General features: G+C 35.7%; 20 protein-coding genes and 1 other RNA gene. 11 read left to right on the forward strand and 10 right to left on the reverse strand.

The genetic code is table 11. From position 1 onward, the window contains the following. Positions 1-62 precede the first annotated feature (62 nt). Complete coding sequence (locus tag B9T28_RS05275; RefSeq protein ID WP_086202900.1) at positions 63-1,706, forward strand: chemotaxis protein; 1,644 nt, start codon at positions 63-65, stop codon at positions 1,704-1,706. Then, the gene (gene nudC, locus B9T28_RS05280) at positions 1,706-2,461 is read left to right on the forward strand and encodes an NAD(+) diphosphatase (protein ID WP_086202901.1); all 756 of its coding nucleotides are present in this window, start codon (positions 1,706-1,708) and stop codon (positions 2,459-2,461) included. Before B9T28_RS05275 ends, nudC begins: the two co-directional genes overlap by 1 nt. A gap of 13 nt (positions 2,462-2,474) precedes the next feature. Here nudC and B9T28_RS05285 read toward each other — a convergent pair whose 3' ends face one another. The 4 genes from B9T28_RS05285 to B9T28_RS05300 all read right to left on the reverse strand — a co-directional run bounded on the left by B9T28_RS05285 (position 2,475) and on the right by B9T28_RS05300 (position 5,502). Further along, positions 2,475-3,365 (reverse strand): alpha/beta hydrolase, encoded by an 891-nt coding sequence (locus B9T28_RS05285; RefSeq protein ID WP_086202902.1) that lies wholly within the window; start codon positions 3,363-3,365, stop codon positions 2,475-2,477. Next, positions 3,355-4,026, reverse strand: a complete 672-nt coding sequence (locus B9T28_RS05290) for a BON domain-containing protein (RefSeq protein ID WP_434057120.1) — start codon at positions 4,024-4,026, stop codon at positions 3,355-3,357. The genes B9T28_RS05285 and B9T28_RS05290 overlap by 11 nt, the downstream gene beginning before the upstream one ends. An 87-nt stretch (positions 4,027-4,113) precedes the next feature. Continuing rightward, positions 4,114-4,551, reverse strand: a complete 438-nt coding sequence (locus B9T28_RS05295) for a YraN family protein (RefSeq protein ID WP_086202904.1) — start codon at positions 4,549-4,551, stop codon at positions 4,114-4,116. After that, the gene (locus B9T28_RS05300; protein ID WP_086202905.1) at positions 4,552-5,502 is read right to left on the reverse strand and encodes a penicillin-binding protein activator; all 951 of its coding nucleotides are present in this window, start codon (positions 5,500-5,502) and stop codon (positions 4,552-4,554) included. An 11-nt stretch (positions 5,503-5,513) separates the two neighbouring features. On the opposite strand from B9T28_RS05300, the gene rsmI reads away from it, so the two are divergent. Further along, positions 5,514-6,356, forward strand: coding sequence for a 16S rRNA (cytidine(1402)-2'-O)-methyltransferase (gene rsmI, locus B9T28_RS05305; RefSeq protein WP_086202906.1), 843 nt, complete (start codon positions 5,514-5,516; stop codon positions 6,354-6,356). A gap of 156 nt (positions 6,357-6,512) precedes the next feature. Here rsmI and B9T28_RS05310 read toward each other — a convergent pair whose 3' ends face one another. From B9T28_RS05310 to B9T28_RS05325, 4 genes are all read right to left on the reverse strand, one after another. Continuing rightward, positions 6,513-7,136 (reverse strand): glutathione S-transferase, encoded by a 624-nt coding sequence (locus tag B9T28_RS05310; protein WP_086202907.1) that lies wholly within the window; start codon positions 7,134-7,136, stop codon positions 6,513-6,515. Positions 7,137-7,194: 58 nt separating this feature from the next. Next, a complete protein-coding gene (locus tag B9T28_RS05315; RefSeq protein ID WP_086202908.1) occupies positions 7,195-7,446 on the reverse strand; it encodes a hypothetical protein in 252 nt (83 codons plus the stop codon). A 176-nt stretch (positions 7,447-7,622) separates the two neighbouring features. Then, on the reverse strand, positions 7,623-8,876 hold the full coding sequence (locus tag B9T28_RS05320; RefSeq protein WP_086202909.1) for an FAD-dependent monooxygenase: 1,254 nt from the start codon (positions 8,874-8,876) through the stop codon (positions 7,623-7,625). Continuing rightward, positions 8,873-10,084 (reverse strand): FAD-dependent monooxygenase, encoded by a 1,212-nt coding sequence (locus B9T28_RS05325; protein ID WP_086202910.1) that lies wholly within the window; start codon positions 10,082-10,084, stop codon positions 8,873-8,875. The genes B9T28_RS05320 and B9T28_RS05325 overlap by 4 nt, the downstream gene beginning before the upstream one ends. Before the next feature lie 482 nt (positions 10,085-10,566). Between B9T28_RS05325 and B9T28_RS14995 the strand changes: the two genes are divergently transcribed. The 5 genes from B9T28_RS14995 (at position 10,567) to B9T28_RS05350 (ending at position 13,708) form a co-directional block, all read left to right on the forward strand. Continuing rightward, complete coding sequence (locus B9T28_RS14995; protein WP_252053489.1) at positions 10,567-11,763, forward strand: DUF6714 family protein; 1,197 nt, start codon at positions 10,567-10,569, stop codon at positions 11,761-11,763. Positions 11,764-11,866: 103 nt separating this feature from the next. Then, positions 11,867-12,283 carry a hypothetical protein gene (locus B9T28_RS05335; protein ID WP_086202911.1) on the forward strand — a complete coding sequence of 139 codons (417 nt, stop codon included), beginning with the start codon at positions 11,867-11,869 and terminating at the stop codon, positions 12,281-12,283. 49 nt (positions 12,284-12,332) lie between these two features. Further along, positions 12,333-12,629, forward strand: a complete 297-nt coding sequence (locus B9T28_RS05340) for a hypothetical protein (protein ID WP_086202912.1) — start codon at positions 12,333-12,335, stop codon at positions 12,627-12,629. 215 nt (positions 12,630-12,844) lie between these two features. Beyond that, positions 12,845-13,093: a hypothetical protein gene (locus B9T28_RS05345; RefSeq protein ID WP_086202913.1), complete on the forward strand. Its 249-nt coding sequence runs from the start codon at positions 12,845-12,847 to the stop codon at positions 13,091-13,093. 81 nt (positions 13,094-13,174) lie between these two features. Continuing rightward, positions 13,175-13,708: a hypothetical protein gene (locus tag B9T28_RS05350; RefSeq protein ID WP_252053492.1), complete on the forward strand. Its 534-nt coding sequence runs from the start codon at positions 13,175-13,177 to the stop codon at positions 13,706-13,708. A gap of 431 nt (positions 13,709-14,139) precedes the next feature. Here B9T28_RS05350 and pepP read toward each other — a convergent pair whose 3' ends face one another. Together pepP and B9T28_RS05360 are read right to left on the reverse strand one after the other, a co-directional pair. Further along, positions 14,140-15,456, reverse strand: coding sequence for a Xaa-Pro aminopeptidase (gene pepP, locus B9T28_RS05355; RefSeq protein ID WP_086202914.1), 1,317 nt, complete (start codon positions 15,454-15,456; stop codon positions 14,140-14,142). Positions 15,457-15,573: 117 nt separating this feature from the next. Next, positions 15,574-16,206: a UPF0149 family protein gene (locus B9T28_RS05360; protein ID WP_086202915.1), complete on the reverse strand. Its 633-nt coding sequence runs from the start codon at positions 16,204-16,206 to the stop codon at positions 15,574-15,576. 65 nt (positions 16,207-16,271) lie between these two features. Here B9T28_RS05360 and B9T28_RS05365 point away from each other — a divergent pair, with 65 nt between their 5' ends. The 3 genes from B9T28_RS05365 to ssrS all read left to right on the forward strand — a co-directional run bounded on the left by B9T28_RS05365 (position 16,272) and on the right by ssrS (position 17,393). Continuing rightward, positions 16,272-16,829, forward strand: a complete 558-nt coding sequence (locus B9T28_RS05365) for a hypothetical protein (RefSeq protein WP_086202916.1) — start codon at positions 16,272-16,274, stop codon at positions 16,827-16,829. Beyond that, the gene (locus B9T28_RS05370; protein WP_086202917.1) at positions 16,826-17,110 is read left to right on the forward strand and encodes a cell division protein ZapA; all 285 of its coding nucleotides are present in this window, start codon (positions 16,826-16,828) and stop codon (positions 17,108-17,110) included. The genes B9T28_RS05365 and B9T28_RS05370 overlap by 4 nt, the downstream gene beginning before the upstream one ends. Positions 17,111-17,210: 100 nt before the next feature. Then, a non-coding RNA gene (gene ssrS, locus B9T28_RS05375) (6S RNA) lies at positions 17,211-17,393 on the forward strand. Positions 17,394-17,585 lie beyond the last annotated feature (192 nt).

The raw sequence follows: 17,585 nt of genomic DNA on the forward strand, positions 1-17,585 counted from the left end.
AACATTTGGTCTCTTTTGAGACTACAACAAAACATTTATATACCTAGGAAAGGTGCAGATCAATGTCTTACCAAACCTCTATTCATTTTGATCCAACGGCTTTATTAATAATTAAAAAAGAAGTCGATAACTCAATACAGCAGGTTGAATCTGTCGTTAGCAGCTTAGTGGAAGATCAAACTTTACCGTTTGGTATTGATGATGCACTGGCTCAATTTGAACAATGTGCACATGTTCTAATGTTAATAGACATGCCCTATCTCGCTAAAATAGCTGACTACTCTGCTCAGCTCATGCGTAAGATTATGCAAAATCCGCAACAATTTCATATTCCAGATGTCATCGCATTAAGCGAAGGCACTACGATGCTGAAACGCTATATTGAATTTAGTTGTTTACGTGAAGTAAAAGTACCACAATTTTTACACGACACCTTAAATCGCTTAGAAATATCTTTAGACAAACCATTGACTCAAGATGGGCAAGCTATTGTTCCGTTATTAGATTGTGTTTCGCCAGATTTCAATCTTCCGCAGGCACCAGAATTAGAGCAATCGATTTATATTCATAAATTGTATAAAATTTGCTTAAATAAATTTTTGAAGCAAGCTGAAACCAAACTTGACCAACAAGGCGTCAAATTGGTTGGAACATATCTTGCCAATTTATCCAGCAATACACCAAGCGCACAGTATTGGAATCTCGTTTTTGTCGCACTAAACCATATTGAAACATTAGTTCTGAATGATGCTCGTTTAAGAACTTTAATTTCAATAGAAACCAATCTCGCACAGTTCTTTAAAGCAAAGCTTGAGTTTCAGCCAACGATAAATGATTTGGCCAATGTTCTAAGCCTATGTATCAGCCAAGATGATGAAACATCGCAACACATTCGTGAACAAATGAATGTCGGTGAAGACATTCTTTCGGATACACAATTACAAGTATTTAGTCGTCATCTGTATGGTCCAGATTACAATACGATTCATAGTGTTAGTCAGTTGATTACTGAAGAAATGACTCAAATTCGCAATGATATTGAGTACAACTATCAAAATATGTCTGAAGAAAAAACACAGGAATTAAAAGCCAAACTGACTGATTTAGCGCATGTCTTTAAAGTACTCAACTTAAACGAAGCCTATGCTGAATTAAAACAACAAGCGGATCTACTTTCTCAACAAAACATGTTGCAAGATCCAAATTATGCACAGCAGTTAATGAATAGTATTTTATCAGCGATGAATTCTATTGGTATTCTGGAACGTAATTACACATCAAGTCGCTTGCAATTGCGTGTTAACAATATGCATATCTCTCTCGATCGTTTAGATGAAGCCCATCAGGCATTATTGGCTGAATCTAAGGCATTAATTGATTTAAGCACACAAACACTCATTCAATTTATTCAAGAGAGTGAAATTACCAATTTAGAGCCAATTCCATCCCAATTGAAAGAAATTAGTGGTGCACTGCTGTTCCTCGGACAAAAAGATGGTCAACAAGCCCTATTAAACAGTGCAGACTATTTACAAAAAAATCTTCAACAAAGCATTCAGCCAAATCATATACAAATCAACTTGCTCCTCGATGTTTTAGCCAGTGCCGATATGATGATTGAGAATTTGCAAAGCAAACAACCTGTTCTGCAAGCCATGTTTGATGTTGCATCAGCCAGTAGTCAGAAATTAACGGCGGTTGCCTAATGTCAGAACTATCACTTGCTTATATTTTTCAGCATCAACAATTGTTAGTGGATGCCAACTATCAACTGCCTAAAGTTGAAAAATTAGCAAGTGATCTGAGTTTCCATGCAGGGGATCAAGTGATTGCCCGCGACTTAGGTCTAGAAGAAGCAATTCCTGAAGGGTTTCAACTTGTTCCAATACGCCATCTGATTACTCTATGGCCTGCTGCACAATTCTTACAAGCCAGTCGTGCAGTGCAATTATTGGAATGGCGCAGAAATCATAAGTTTTGCTCGCATTGTGGACATGAAACCCAAGTCCACTCAACTGAATATGCCATGGTCTGTCCTGCCTGTAACTACCACCAATATCCGCGTGTACAACCCTGTATCATCACCGTTATTACTCGTGGTCAAGATGAACTCTTATTAGCAAAAAATGCCAAGACACAAACTAATATGTATGGATTGATTGCAGGTTTTGTTGAAGTTGGTGAAACGCTAGAAGAAGCTGTTCGCAGAGAAACCTTGGAAGAAGTCGGCTTACATGTCAACAATATTCAATATTTATCTAGTCAACCTTGGCCATTTCCGAGTAATTTGATGCTTGCCTTTAAAGCAGAATATGTATCAGGTGAAATTGTGTTGCAAGAAGATGAAATTAGTGATGCTCAGTTCTTTAAATTCAACCAGTTACCTGAAATACCTTTTGCTGGCAGTATCGCACATGCCATGATCGAACATATCATTCATCATACAGATATGCCGCAATAAAAAAGATGCCAATTTAGGCATCTTTTTTTAATGTCTCATCCAATGACTTTACAATTTCCAATCGTGTTTTATAAAAACGACTAAATAAACTAGAAACACTCCCCATAATCGAAATATGGCCCGTTTTCGGAATCACTTTAATTTCACAATGATTCCCCGCTTCTTTCAGTTTTTGTTGTAAATCAAGTGTATTGCTATCTTTAACCACTTGATCATTTGCCGCCACAAACAAGTAATGTTGAATCTCATTTTTTTCTACAAAATAATAAGGCATCACTTTTTGATATGGTACCGTTTGATCAAAAGCCTCTTCAGCTAAAGGATCACCTTTATAATCAAAATGATAAGGACCAGAAATACCGATAATCGCCTTAATATTTTTCTTCACAGCCACCGCATAACTTTGCGGATGATACAGTAATGATGCAATATTAAATGCACCCGCAGAATGTCCCATCAAAGCTATTTTTTGCGTTGAAATGCCTAATTTAGACTGTTGTGATTCTAGATAACTCAAAGCGATCGCTAAATCATCAATATAGCTTGGAAATTTATGTTGTGGTGCAAGATGGTAATTCATGACTGCGACATCATAACCAAAACGTGTAAATGCTTCGCCCACAAACTTGTAGGCACTTTTATCACCATGTGTCCAAGCACCACCGTGTACAAATACAATCAGTGGCTTGTAGGTTGTATGTTCTGAAATATATAAGTCTAATCTTTGACGCGCTTTTAAACCATAAGCCACATTTTTACGAATAGAATAGCCTTTTTGAGGAGTTAATCTATTTAACGTTACACTGCCTAAGTCATATAAACGAAAATCTCGATAGAACTCTTTAACCAACATATACTTTTTTCGCAATTGCTGCTGTACATCTAAAATCTTATTACTGAACATTATGACTCGACTCTACCGCATCAGGATCAATAGCCACGGGTGTTTGTACATCTGTTTGAGTACCACCTACAACAGGTGTCGTAAATGACGAAGCTTGTGCTAAGCGGCTCGGTTGGTCAATATTATCAATCAACGTCACGATTTTAGTTACATTGCCGACTTTTTGTAAAACATCATTTAAATCGGTAATTTCAGGATTATTTAAGCGACCCAATACATATAAAACACCATCTTCAGTATGAATCATGACTTTATTATCTGAAACAACAGGTGCTTTCATAATTAAACCACGCGTATTTGCCGTAGTTGTCGCATCTTGCATAATGCTGCTGTAGCTAATTTGATTCCCAACTGTAATATAATTATGTACCGCCTTAACATCACTCATGGAGCGCACATTATCTTCAGCTAATTGTTTCAAATGTACATCAGGGACTTGACCTGTTAATAAAACATTACTATGAAAGCTATTAATGTTGACACGAGATTGTTTAAAACGACTATCTAATTTATATAAATTAATTTTTGCAGTTCTTTCAATAGAAGAATCAATAAAAACTTGTCCTAAAGACCGTACACCACTTTCAGTGCCTACAGGTGCTGTACCCGTTCCACCTGAAATAAAACTTGCGCAACCAGATAGACTCGCAACACAAAGCATCGTTAAAACAATACGGTTAAACACTCCGCAAAACTCCTTATTGAATACAATAGTTCTATAATTTTTAAACTGCTGCGTAAATTATATTCACAGATTAATTAAGTCTGCATCTAAAGTAAATGCATTTTCAATCCATTGAGAATCATATGAGTATTTTGAAAAATCTTGCTGTATATTTTTTGCAAATACTTGATGAAAATCAAAACAAAAAACATCAAAACGATAATAAAAATCATGAAATTCAGGATTTTTTTCGATAAAATACAATGCTGTCTTAAATATTTTTAATTGTTTAGAAGATGTAACCATCTCAATCGCCTGTCCTCGTTCGGTGATTGAACGTGCTTTGACTTCGACAAATATCAACTCTTGCCCTTTTTGAGCCAGAATATCTATTTCTCCAAAACGACTGTGGAAATTCTGCTGAACAATGCGATAAGCCTCTTGTTCAAGCATCCGCACCGCTTCGAGTTCAGCCCATTGCCCGAGTGGTTTTGCTTGATTTTTTGTTTTATTTAGCGCCATTTATAAAAAATCTAATCCTTTTTTCGTATTTTCAAAACACTGCGGCGTTCGTTCCACCCGATGACTCAATATTTTAATCTGCCCAGTCCGACCACTAAAGCTGAGATTTTTCACTTTAGGATTCACCATAAATTGCTCTGCAATATGCCATGCATCCCCGCCAAATGCGATTAATCGCTGATAAGGCAATGTCGTGGGATTGTGTTTGTATGCCTGAATCACATCATCCCATTTTGCATTATATACTGCTGGCACATCACAAAACTTAATCCCGAGAGGGAGTGGCTGACTATCTTCAACGGCCATTGCTGCCGTGTAAATATGCTGTTTGGGTAATGCTTTCACACTATTCAGCCATTGATTACTCCCTAAAAATAGTAAGCCCTGATGGATTTCCATTTTTTTGGGAATTACATCTATAAATTCAATGTTTGCTGCATATTTTTTGTGTAATGCATTCAAAAAGCTTAAAGAATCTGTTTCCGTACCTGGCTGACGTAGAATATAAATTTGATCAATCGCATCTTTTTCTAAATTATTAATCAATGCTAATGAATCATCCTCTTTAGACAAACTATATTGCCATACATTCTGATGCTGTTTACTAACTTCATTCAAGGCTAAAACAGGAATTTGAGGATTTTCCTGAATCAGGGCTTCTACCTCTGTACGTGCCAAAGGACCTATAATCAACTGAGTTTTTTGACTGATATTCTGCTTTAAAATATTTTTGATACTTTTTTGATCTGAGTTTACAAATTTAAGCGGGATATTTGCATTCGAAGATTGATAAGCACTCATAATCCCCTGCTTAATGCTTAATCCAGCTCGCGCCATTGGTCCAGATTCAGGTAAAATAACCAAGACCTCTGCTTGAATACTCGTGGTTACGCTTAAAAGCAAAAAAACGAGCCATTTCTTTTTACCACTTAACCTTATTCTTTTGATCATGGAGAACCCCTATGAGTGCTCAATTATTTGTCGTAGCGACCCCAATTGGGCACTTAGATGATATGACTTTTCGTGCTATTGAAGTTTTAAAGTCTGTCTCTATTATTGCGGCAGAGGACACACGCCAATCTGCTCAGTTATTAAAGCATCATAATATATCAACTCCACTCACCGCGTGCCATGATCACAATGAAAGTAACAAAATTGATATACTTATCGAAAAATTAAAAAATGGCGACAGCATTGCACTAGTCAGCGATGCAGGAACACCATTGATTAGCGACCCAGGCTTTAAATTTGTTCGTGCTGCACAAGAACATGGTATCCGTGTCATTCCTGTTCCTGGTGCATGCGCAGCCATTGCGGCGTTAAGTGCTGTAGGTTTACCCAGTGACCGATTCAGCTTCGAAGGTTTTTTACCCTCTAAGCAATCACAACGCCTGCTACAATTGGAAAAACTCAAACACGAAACGCAAACCCTAATCATTTACGAAGCGCCTCATCGTATTTTGGACAGTGTCAAAGATATGGTCAGTGTTTTTGGTGCAGATCGTCCTGTTGGCTTTGCCCGTGAAATTACTAAAACCTTTGAAACCATCAAAAAAATGACGCTCGCAGAATTGGTTATATTCATTGAAAGTGATCGCAATCAACAGAAAGGGGAAATTGTCTTGGTGGTTGGTGGCGCAACTGAAGAAAAAGATTTAGATCAGGAAAAACTCGATAAATTATTGTTACGTTTACTAGAAGATTTATCGGTTAAAGCGGCATCACAAATGGCAGCAGATTTATTCAATATTAAAAAGAAAGTAGCTTATCAACGTGCTTTAGAACTTACTCAAAAAGACGATTAAAATTCTCTAAATATACATTTATCAGTTTATTTCCACAAATCGACTGATCGATAGACTTTTTGCATAAAGCCTTTTTATTTATCCTTAAAGGAGAAAAATAAAGAGGCTTTTATGCTTATTAGATGTCTAATTAAATTGATTCACAGCAATGCGCTATTAATTCTGCCCATTATTCCCCCAACGCAGATATGCCTGACGTTGGCTGAGTAAATTATAATAATTTTGTACATGTTCTAAATGAGGATGTTCAAAGGGTGTCAGCATCCAGCGTTGAACAGATAAGCCTATAGGAATATCTGCAAGCGTAAACTCCAGCCCTGTTACGAAGGCTTGAGTCTTTGCCAATTGAGCATCTAAAATTTCCATGGTTTTCGTCCATGTTTGAATACTTTTTTCGACCAAAGCCTGATCTTGATGCAAAGGCGAATGACGTACCAAATGCATCACGGCATAGGTCCAACTATTGTTGAGTTCAATTCCTTGCCAATCAATCCATTGATCAATGAGTGCTCTTTGCTGTGGATGCTGTGAATATAAGATGCGTCCATGATATTGATTCGCCAAATATCGAATAATGCTATTAGATTGCCAAAGCACAAAGTCCTGATCAATCAAAACAGGAATCGTCGCATTCGGATTCAAATTAATAAATTCAGGTAACTGAGGCGAGTGAAAACCTCTTCCCCAATCTTCACGCTCATAGTTCAGATTCAACTCATCACATAACCAAAGTACTTTTCTAACATTGATTGAATCAGTACGCCCTAAAATTTTAAGCATTGGTCATCCTATTTGCATCATCCAATAAAAAGCATCACGCTTGTGATGCTTTTTATGATCAATCTTTTGCAGATTCATCCGGTGGAACTTCTTTAATGATGCCACCACGTGCCAAAAAGGCCGCAACTTCATCTTCTAAAGCTTCACGCTGTCTTTTTTTAGCAGTCACAGTTAATGTTTCTGCTTCTGCTAAATCTGCATCTGATACAGTTGAATCACTTGTCGCTGCACCTTTTTCAGCTGCTTGCGCTTCATCATCATCTACCGCATTGTCTTCAGTATTATCATCATAATCGTTTGAATCTGTCATCTTTAGTTCCCCATTCGTGACGTCAAGTTACCATCCCAATAATGGTGATGTTTTACCGAGAAATGTACCAAGCTCTGCTCAATTCTTCTAGAGGTTAATCCTAAAAAAATGTACCTTTTTTAATCAAAATGGTTAATTTATATAAATGAATGGTTAATTTATATCTCTTTAGCAAATTAGACTGCATAACGTGTAGCTTTTAATGTATTAAAACCATTTGCCTGTGCCATAAAACGATCTTTCAGTAGGGTCTGCTGTTCGACTTGTTTTAAAGCAAAATTTCTTGCCCAAACCAATGGAAATACTTCCGCACTTTCAATCCATCCAATGACTGACATCGCGTGCATCATTGCCTCATTTTGACCTTTTCGAGTATGTTCATAGCGTTTCAATGTCTGTTCATGCGCCCAAACACCCCGCTTTTGATCATGCAATAAAACATCACAGAGTACCGCAGCATCTAAACAACCAATATTGACACCTTGTCCCGCTAAGGGGTGAATCACATGTGCCGCATCACCAATCAGTGCTAAACCCTCTTTGACGTAATATTTTGCAGCACGGGCTTTTAAGGGAAATTTCGCGCGTGGGGTTGCTTCAAGCACTTCACCTAACATATGATGACTTTCACGGGTTAGTAATTGTGTAAACTCTTTATTATCCAGTGCCGCATATTCATCTGCATAATCATCGGGCAAAGTCCAAACAATAGAAATCCAATGCTGATCTTGCTCAACATTTAAACTTGCCATCGGTAAAAAAGCTAAAGGCCCAGTCGGTAAAAAAATCTGACGCGCGACATATTGATGCGGTTGTGCCGTTCGAATTGCACAGGTTAGACCTGCTTGCTGATAATCTAAAACATCTAAATCAATCAAAGCTTGCTCACGGACAAAAGAGTTTGCACCATCTGCACCAATCAGCAATTTGGTGTTCAATTGAGTTCCATCTGCGAGTTGAATAATCCAACACCCCACACCTCGCTCAACGCGTACCACTTTGACTTGAGTACGGTAATCTTGTAGTTGTTCCAGCATTTTTTGTTGAATCGCTAAATTCAATACACTAGGTTCAACCATGGAACCCAAACTTTGTTCAACCGATGGAAATTTTTCTGATGATTGCCCAAAATTAATTTCACCGTAGCCATTTTTATTCCAAACTTGCATACCGGTATAGGGCATCTGACGAGCAATCTTTTCCCAAGCATGTACCGTTTTAAGCAAATGAATCGTGGCCTGACTCAAGGCTAAAACTCGGGGATTTTCCACAGCTAAAACCTGCTGTTCATCTAAAATAGGGGCAGCATCCAGTACCGTTGCTTGCACTCCACCCTGTGCTAAAAGTAATGCAGTTAGCCCACCCACTAAGCCACCACCCACAATCACCACATCCAAAATACCTGTTTCAGCTCGATTCACTTGGCTCATGCTTTTAACCCCATTGCATAATTGGCAACCACAGGCTTAATCCCGGGAATCACTTCAAAAGCCACTAGACCAGTATTTCGAATCAGCTTTAATAATGGATTTTGATTGCTAAAACCACGGACTACGGCATCACAAAATTTAATGACGCGTTGCTGATCACTTAAACGTGCTTGCTCATAGGCTTTCAACATTTCAGGCTGACCAATATCATCCGATTCAGACAATTGCTCTTGCATAAAGCGCACCAAGACATCAGCATCACGTAAGCATAGATTAAAGCCCTGACCTGCAACAGGATGAATCGTATGTGCTGCATTTCCCATCAGGATGACACGCCCCACGGCTTGTTTCTCTGCCAGTACTTGTGACAATGGAAAACTAAAGCGTTTACCAGTTTTAATGAATTTTCCAGCACGATCGCCATAAGTTTGTTGTAAGGCATCTAAGAAATGTTGATCATTTTCTTCACCTAACCACTCATGCTCAGTGCCTTTCTTCACAGGCCAAACCACTGAACGACGGCATTCACCTGGAAGTGGCAACAATGCTAAAGGACCCAGTGGACTAAAACGCTCAAACCCCACCTGTCTATGCGGTTTAGAAGTTTGTACAGCGGTCACGATTGCAACTTGATCATAATCATGTATATTCACACCTACACCCAAAGCTTGACGACAGAATGAATCTCGGCCATCTGCTGCAATCACTAATTTGGATTTTAATGGATGAATGAACTCGCCCTCACGTGTTGCTTCGATATAGACATATTCAGCATCTTGCTTAAGTGAGGTCACATGCACACCATCAATCAGCTCAATCAAGGGCTGCTGACGAACTTGTGTTAATAAAACCCGTCCTAACCATGCATTTTCAATCACTTGACCAAAACTTTCGACTTTTTCTTGTTCTGCTAATAAACGCGCCTTACCAAAACTGCCTTGCTCAGTAATATGCACTTCTAAAATAGGAGTCGCATATTCTTGCAATACACTCCAAAGACCAAGCTTTTGATAAATTTGCACACTGCGTCGGGACAATGCCGTATTTCGTGCATCGAAACTAGAATGATAAGGTGCAAGATGAGCATCATCATAATTTGGATATTTAACCGCTTCTAAAAGTTTTACCCCAATATTTGCTTTCGCTAACATCAAAGCCAAACTTAAACCGACCATTCCACCGCCAACGATGATGACTTCTTGTTGCATGCCTTGATCCTTTCTATACATCATTCAGCTTGCTGAATACTTATAATCTTGATTAATTTTATATTACATCAAGGTCGATGATTTTTATATTGAAATAGTTCATTGTGTTTATTCTTGTTGTACCGATACTTCGCCCTAAGATACCAAAAGTCATTTATTTCTAAAAATTTTAATCAAATGATGAAGAGCACTTCTTAGTTTAACTCATTAAATTTTGGAACATGGCTAAAAATTTCTACATAAAATGTGAAAAATAAATATAAAAGCCCAACTACCAATGATTAGACCCCGATAAAATTATAAGAAATTGATTTTAAAATAATAAAAAATATTTCACTTAAGGTATATTATGTTAATTTTAGACAAATTAAACATTAGAGGGCGAATAAAGCATGAGAGAGTCGTCAGAAGAAAATTATCTTAAAAACGCATTAGATACTAAGCCGAATGTAATACATATCTAGGATTACTAGGGCAATAATATGAATACTGATACATTATTAAAACAAATAGAGCTGACATTTAAGAATGTTACTCTAGGTGATGACTATACCCTTCTTGAAGAAGATTTTGCAGATACAAGCTACTTAAGAAGGTATCCTCATCAATATCCCTACGATGCACATAGTGAAGGTTATTTTTCAAAAAATAATTTATTTAATGAAATAAAAAGTAGTGCTTTATTATTAGGAGAAGAGAAAAATGATCTCATTCTAGCTATAGAGGAAGGAAAAAGAGTTTACAATAAATATAAAATATGGCAAGAAGTTCCTTTTTGGTATTTGGATAAATATGCAGATGGCTTTTATTTTATTACGCCAAACTCCTATGTATTTTATACACCTGCTTTAATTAAAAATTTAATTTTAAACCCAGAAAATTTTAAAGATGTAGCTTTTGATAAATGGATATCCAGATTATTAATGGATGATGGTGATAATATAGTTCTCATTAAATTTAATATTTTTCAGTTAGAAATAATGATAAATTTTTTATCTAATTTATTAAATTACGATTATATTTTAGAATTTATTGAATTGGAAAATATGGAAAATACCATAAGAGTTATGAATACAGAAATCTTATCAAGAAAAATAAAGCTAGAATTTCAGAATGTTACTTTAGGTGATGCTTATACTCTTCCAGAAGAAGATTATGCAGATACCAGCTATTGGTATTTTGACAAAAGGCGTACTGATTTAAATTTAACGGAAGAAGAATGGGCTAAGCAGGAAATCCATTTGATTGATACAAGTGGATGGCTACCAGAAGAGCGTCAAGAAGCGATTCAAGCAATTACAGAAAAAAGGAAAATGTCTAATCGATTTAGCAATCCATTGGAAATACCTTTTATATATCTAGATCGTTACTCTACAGGTTTTAGCTATTTAAAACCTAAAGCATATTTATTTTATACTCCAGCAATTATAGTTTATATTTTATCTGATTCTGAAGGATTAAATTCAGCAAGCTTTTCATCATGGCTTTTCCGTCTAAGTTGGGCTAATAGTTATGAATTGATTACAGTGTTATTGAAATATTTTAGTAAAATACAAGTGGATATTTTAATTGATTTTTTACGATATATTGCAAGTATAAATAGTATAGATATTAATAATAAGGATAGAATTAAAGAGTGTTTAGACAATATTAAATTATTAGAATTTAAGAATGGTTAATGTATTAATCCTTATGCTAGGACAATATTATGATATAAAAATCAACCACCTGATTATCGATATATAATACAGAGAAAATTTTTGATGGGTATGGAGTAGCTCAATGATAAACAAGTTTGATGAATTAATATCTAAATTACACGATGCAAGATTGTTTGGTTTTCTCTTAGACCATGATCCCAACACTATGGATTTAAATTTAATTTTATATGTGCAGATTTTTTCTGATTATAATTTTGAATTAGAATTATATTCACTCGAAAAAACATTCATCATATTTGAAAAAACGTCAATTAATAAATTAAGCATCAATAATGATTTATTTAGTGGGCAGTTTTTTATCACTGATATAGTAGTTGAGCAATTAGAAGATAAAAAATTTAAGTATAATTTTTTCTTTAATGTTACCTCTATAGAGCTAATTTTAATTTCAGAGAATGTTCATCTTATTAGTTCTGGGATAATTAAAGAAAATAATATTCAATTTTTACCAACCAATTGGAAAAGTTTATTAGATTAATGGAAAAACAAACCCGCCCCTGAAAAACCTATTATGCGATGTGATAATTATGATTGACGTAACAATTTTTGAAGGAACCGATGGTGACCCACTTAAAAGAGTATATTTCAAAAATACTAAAGGGTGGATAATTAGAGAGTCATTTTACAATCAATCAATCAATCAATCAATCAATCAATCAATCAATCAATCAATCAATCAATCAATCAATCAATCAATCAATCAATCAATCAATCAATCAATCAATCAATCAATCAATCAATCAATCAATCAATCAATCAATCAATCAATCAATCAATCAATCAATCAATCAATCAATCAATCAATCAATCAATCAATCAATTAAATCAATTAAATCAATTAAATCAATCAATTACAGAGGAAATTGTTGAATTTGATGATAAAAATAAAATTGCTCGTCAAGTTTTATTCGTTACAAATGAACATAAAGCCATTGCCTATAGAAATCTATACCAAACAGGTGAAAGTGAAAGATCAGATAAAAGATCAGGCTTTACAGATTATAAACTCATAGATGATCAATTTAAAAAGATAAGTTGGATGATCTATGAACCCTCTTCTCAGAAAAAATTGTTTTCAAAAAGTCTATATTATAATAAAAATGATGAAATTCTTTATTATCGTATTAGCGATGATAATACCCTTACGACTACATATTTTGATCCAAACGATAAAATTATTGAAGATTTTTTTGCGTTTTCAATATCCGACCTAAATTTATTTGAAACTTATGGCAGTATTAAATCGACATTATTAGCTCAGGCTAGAGAGAAATATTCTATAGACTAACTCTTATTTATTTCTAACTATAGTCTTTGTTATTCATTGCTTAGATGATGCCCGAAATACACTGAACTTATGTGAAAATTAATGATGAATACAAATATAAAAGAACTTCTTAAAAAAAATTTCCCAACTTTTCAATTAAGCAGTAATCGCTCTTTGTTTGAGTGTGCTTTTTATGATGCACACTATAGATATTTTAACCAAATTGATGATGATTACTTATCTGCAATAGAAACGTCAGCAGAAGGTTTAATTCTTGAATATGGTTTTAATTGGCCTGAATTTTACATACAAGCTGGACTAGAAGCGGCTCGTTCACGTAGTAGACCGCATGAGGGGATCAAAACATGGAAAGATGTGAGTTATGAATACTTATATTATTTTGGAGAAGACTGTAGCTATTTAAGTTCAGAGGGCTTTAAATTCTTTTTCCCTGCTGCTGTCTATCATTTTCTAACAACTGATCAAAATAAAGCTTATATGGATCGGTTCATTTTTAGGTTTGAATCGCAATGGGAAAAAGATAATCACGTTTTTAATGATGCTCAAAAAAAATTTATTAGTGAATTTGTAAAAGAGCATTATAAAGGGGATTTTTCTTGGATACCTACTCTTTAAAATAAGATATTGATATAAATTATATTTTTAATATCCACAATTTCAATTATAAAACGCCAAAAAATCCATACCTCGATCTTGTTTAAGTTGGGGTTTCTCCATTTCTCTTTTCCGCTCTTTCATTTGAACAATATTATTTTCAATATTTCCGAAGTTGCGAGCAAGTTCTACTGTGATTGAAGTACTGTTCGAAAGATTTCTTTTTTGCATCTGTGATAGATATTGCAATGTTCACTCGTTGAAAGTCTTTTAGTAGAACCTTCTTAAAGAATGATTCTGTCAGGTATATACTAGAAACTTGAATTTTTATATTTTTTCACACAGCAATTTTTTCCATTTAACATAAGCATTATGCGAAATCTGATATATAAAAAACCATTCTAATTCATATAAAAGCCGATTTTCTAATCGGCTTTTATATATTCTTTTTATTAAGACTGTGCCATTAATGCTTCAATATCAGCAATAGACTTTACTACATTTTTAGTCAACACCAATGGACCATTGCTAGTTACGACCACATCATCTTCAATACGAATGCCAATACCACGCCATTTAGCCTCTACAGTTTCATCATCAGGTGCGATATATAAGCCCGGTTCTACGGTCACAACCATACCTACTTCATAGGTACGCCAATCTCCATCCATTTTATATGAACCCACATCATGCACATCCATCCCCAACCAATGCCCTGTACCATGCATATAAAATTGACGATACGCTTCAGTTTCAATGATGTCTTCAATATTACCGCTCATCAAACCTAAGTCTAGTAAGCCTTGTACCAAAATACGTACCGCTACATGATGTGGTGCTTTATATGAGTTTCCAATCTGAATTGCATCGATCGCTGCAATTTGCGCATCCAAAATTATTTGGTAAAGTGCTTTTTGCTCAGGACTAAACTGACCATTGATCGGAAAAGTACGGGTAATATCCGAAGCATAACATTGGTATTCACATGCAGCATCGATTAGGACTAAATCACCATCTTTAAGCATTTGATCATTCTCCACATAATGCAGAATGCAGGCATTTTCACCGCCACCGACAATGCTGTTATAAGATGGAACACAACCATTTTGTCCAAAGATATAATTTAATTCTGCTTCGAGTGCATATTCCATCATGCCTGGACGTACTTTTTGCATTGCACGGGTATGCGCTTCAGCACTGATATTTGAGGCTATTTGCATAAGCTCTATTTCTTTCGTGGATTTATGCAAACGCATTTCATCAACAATAATATCAAGCTGCTGAATTTGAGTTGGAATGGCTTGTCCTTGATTTTGATCAAGAGCTTGTTTTAACCACATCGTAACTTTGCTATCTAAATCTGGACGTTGCCCAACGCGGAAATAAAGTTTTTCTTTATTCAATAATTTAGTAATAATTTCTTTATCAAGTTGCTCAATAGCATAAGCTTGATCTGCTGCATAATCCTGAATTGCACCATCAATTCCAACTCGATAACCATTCCAGATTTCCATCTCGCGATTACGTTCACGGCAAAACAGACTATAGGTATATTCTGTACCTGAGTCTTCAGTTTCAATAACGGCGACCGCTTCCGGCTCTGCAAACCCAGTAAGATAGAAAAAGCTGCTATCTGCACGAAATTTATAGTCTGCATCTCGATTACGCATTGCCACAGGACTGGTTGCAATCATTGCGATGCTATAGGGACCCATTTGCTTTGCTAGGCGGTCACGACGTTCCTGAAAATCTGCTTGCGTCAGTTTCATTGTCTTTTCAGCTTATCTTTCAGATATTTAATGATTTTGCGTTTTATCTTAACGCAAAATCATTTTGAATAATTAAACTCAAATCATAAATTTATGTAAACCTATGATATGCGGAAATTAACTTGGGCGATGTGGTGTAAACATTTCAACCAAATTACTACTGTCTGATGTTTCAATATTTTGCTTCATTTTACTGTGAAAATTCTGCAATAAAGAACTGTTTAATACTGAGATTTTTTTACGTCCAACCGACAATGACACAGGAATCAAACGAACGAATTCGTAAAGTTCCTGATAACTTTGCTCGCCTTCTTCATCATCATCTGTTTCTTCAAACTCAACTGATGCGACGTCTTGTAAACTTTCAATTAACTCTTGTTCATTGGCCCGGATATGGCCTGAAGCCAAACCAAAACCTAAAACCACCCCTGCACACCAATCTGCAAGTGCTTGAACACGTTCTGAAAGAAAATGTTCATCATCTGGAAGCATTGGAAGATAGTCTAATTCATCTTCAGCTAAAGCATGAGCAACATCATTTGCCTCTTCTTCAAGCAAAGCTAAAGCATCATCGTCCAATTTCGGAACATTAAGTGTTGATAAAATTTGTAACCATTCATCACGAGTTGGCGCTTCAGTTACACAAACTACACCAGTCAGTAGACCATGTAACTCACTAGGGCTTGAAATTTCCTCAATCCCCTCAAAATTATGCTTCCAATCTGACCAACCTGAAATATCGTCTTGCATTCGTTTATCCAACCTCTATACTTCTGTATATATTACCTTTGATTGCAAATCTGTGCGACTACGTTATGTTAGAACAATTACAGCGTCTACAGACGCATATTGGCGCTTTAAAAACACGCCTTGAAACTGTTGAGAATGAAAACCGATCACTGTTAAAAGAAAAAGATAACAGTGAGGAGAAGTCTCATGCCCAAATCATGCATAAAAATAGCATCATTACACACAAGCAAGATGAAGTAGATAATCTTACAGAACAACTTTCAGCGCTACAATCTCAATTCCAACAACTCAATACCGATGCAAGTGCACTTGCAGAGCGTTATGGTCGTTTGGAAAAAAGCTGTACCGACTTGAAAACACGTTTCCAAGAAATTCTCGCTGAACGTAATGAATTGCGGATTATTAAAGAAAAAGTGTTGAATGAACAACGTCATGCTCAGCAAGAAATTACTGATTTGCATGCTGAACGTAAACGCTTAATTCAAAAAAATGATCATGCAAAAGCAAAAGTTGAGGCCATTATTCAGCGTCTTGCTATTTTGGGCACGGAACAAGATCATCATGCGCAAGAAATTCAGCAGCTTGCTCATCCGACTGAAAACAATGAGGAGGCATCATCATGACTGAAGTCGTGACTGTTGAATTACGTTTAATTGAGCAAATTTTTCGCCTCTCAACAACTACCAATCAAAAAGCAGATTTGGAACGTGCGGGGCAGCTTTTGAATGATAAATTTCAAGAATTCCGTCGTAAAGCACCGAATATGGAACATAACAAGTTAATGATTATAGTGGCTTTGGAGTTAATGCAAGAAATTCTGACCATGAATAAATCGTTACAAGAGTATTCACATTGTGAACGCTTACTCAGCACGATGCTTGAAGATGTTGAAAAAGTAGTATAAACCGCTTTTTCTTTGTGCAAACAAATGTGATTTCAGTATTAAGTTTATATAATTTAACCCACGATGATTTGCCTCTCGTCATAGATTATGTATACTGACTATAACTCTGAGATGTTCGCCAGCGGGTCTGATTCCCCTGCCGATACTTAAACTTACGGATGTGTTCTGTATATTTTGAGTGTATGCCCACCTTGAGTGGGAAACCTATTAAGTGTACGTCACGTCCACCTTGAACTCATCGGGTTCAGGGTAACGACCATGCAGCGGCATCTTCGGAGTGTTTTATTTAAATAAAAATAATTAATTAATGTAAAAACTCTCTACCTAAACACTTATAATTTCAAAGTGAGTAATATTACAACATAATCTATATTCATTAAATTCCCGATAATTTATGAAATACTGATCTTAAAAAAATTTAATGGCTACATTGAGCTATTTTCTGTGCTTAAGATAATAAGATTTTATGGATATA

The organism is Acinetobacter silvestris, from assembly GCF_002135235.1.
GTDB lineage: Bacteria > Pseudomonadota > Gammaproteobacteria > Pseudomonadales > Moraxellaceae > Acinetobacter > Acinetobacter silvestris.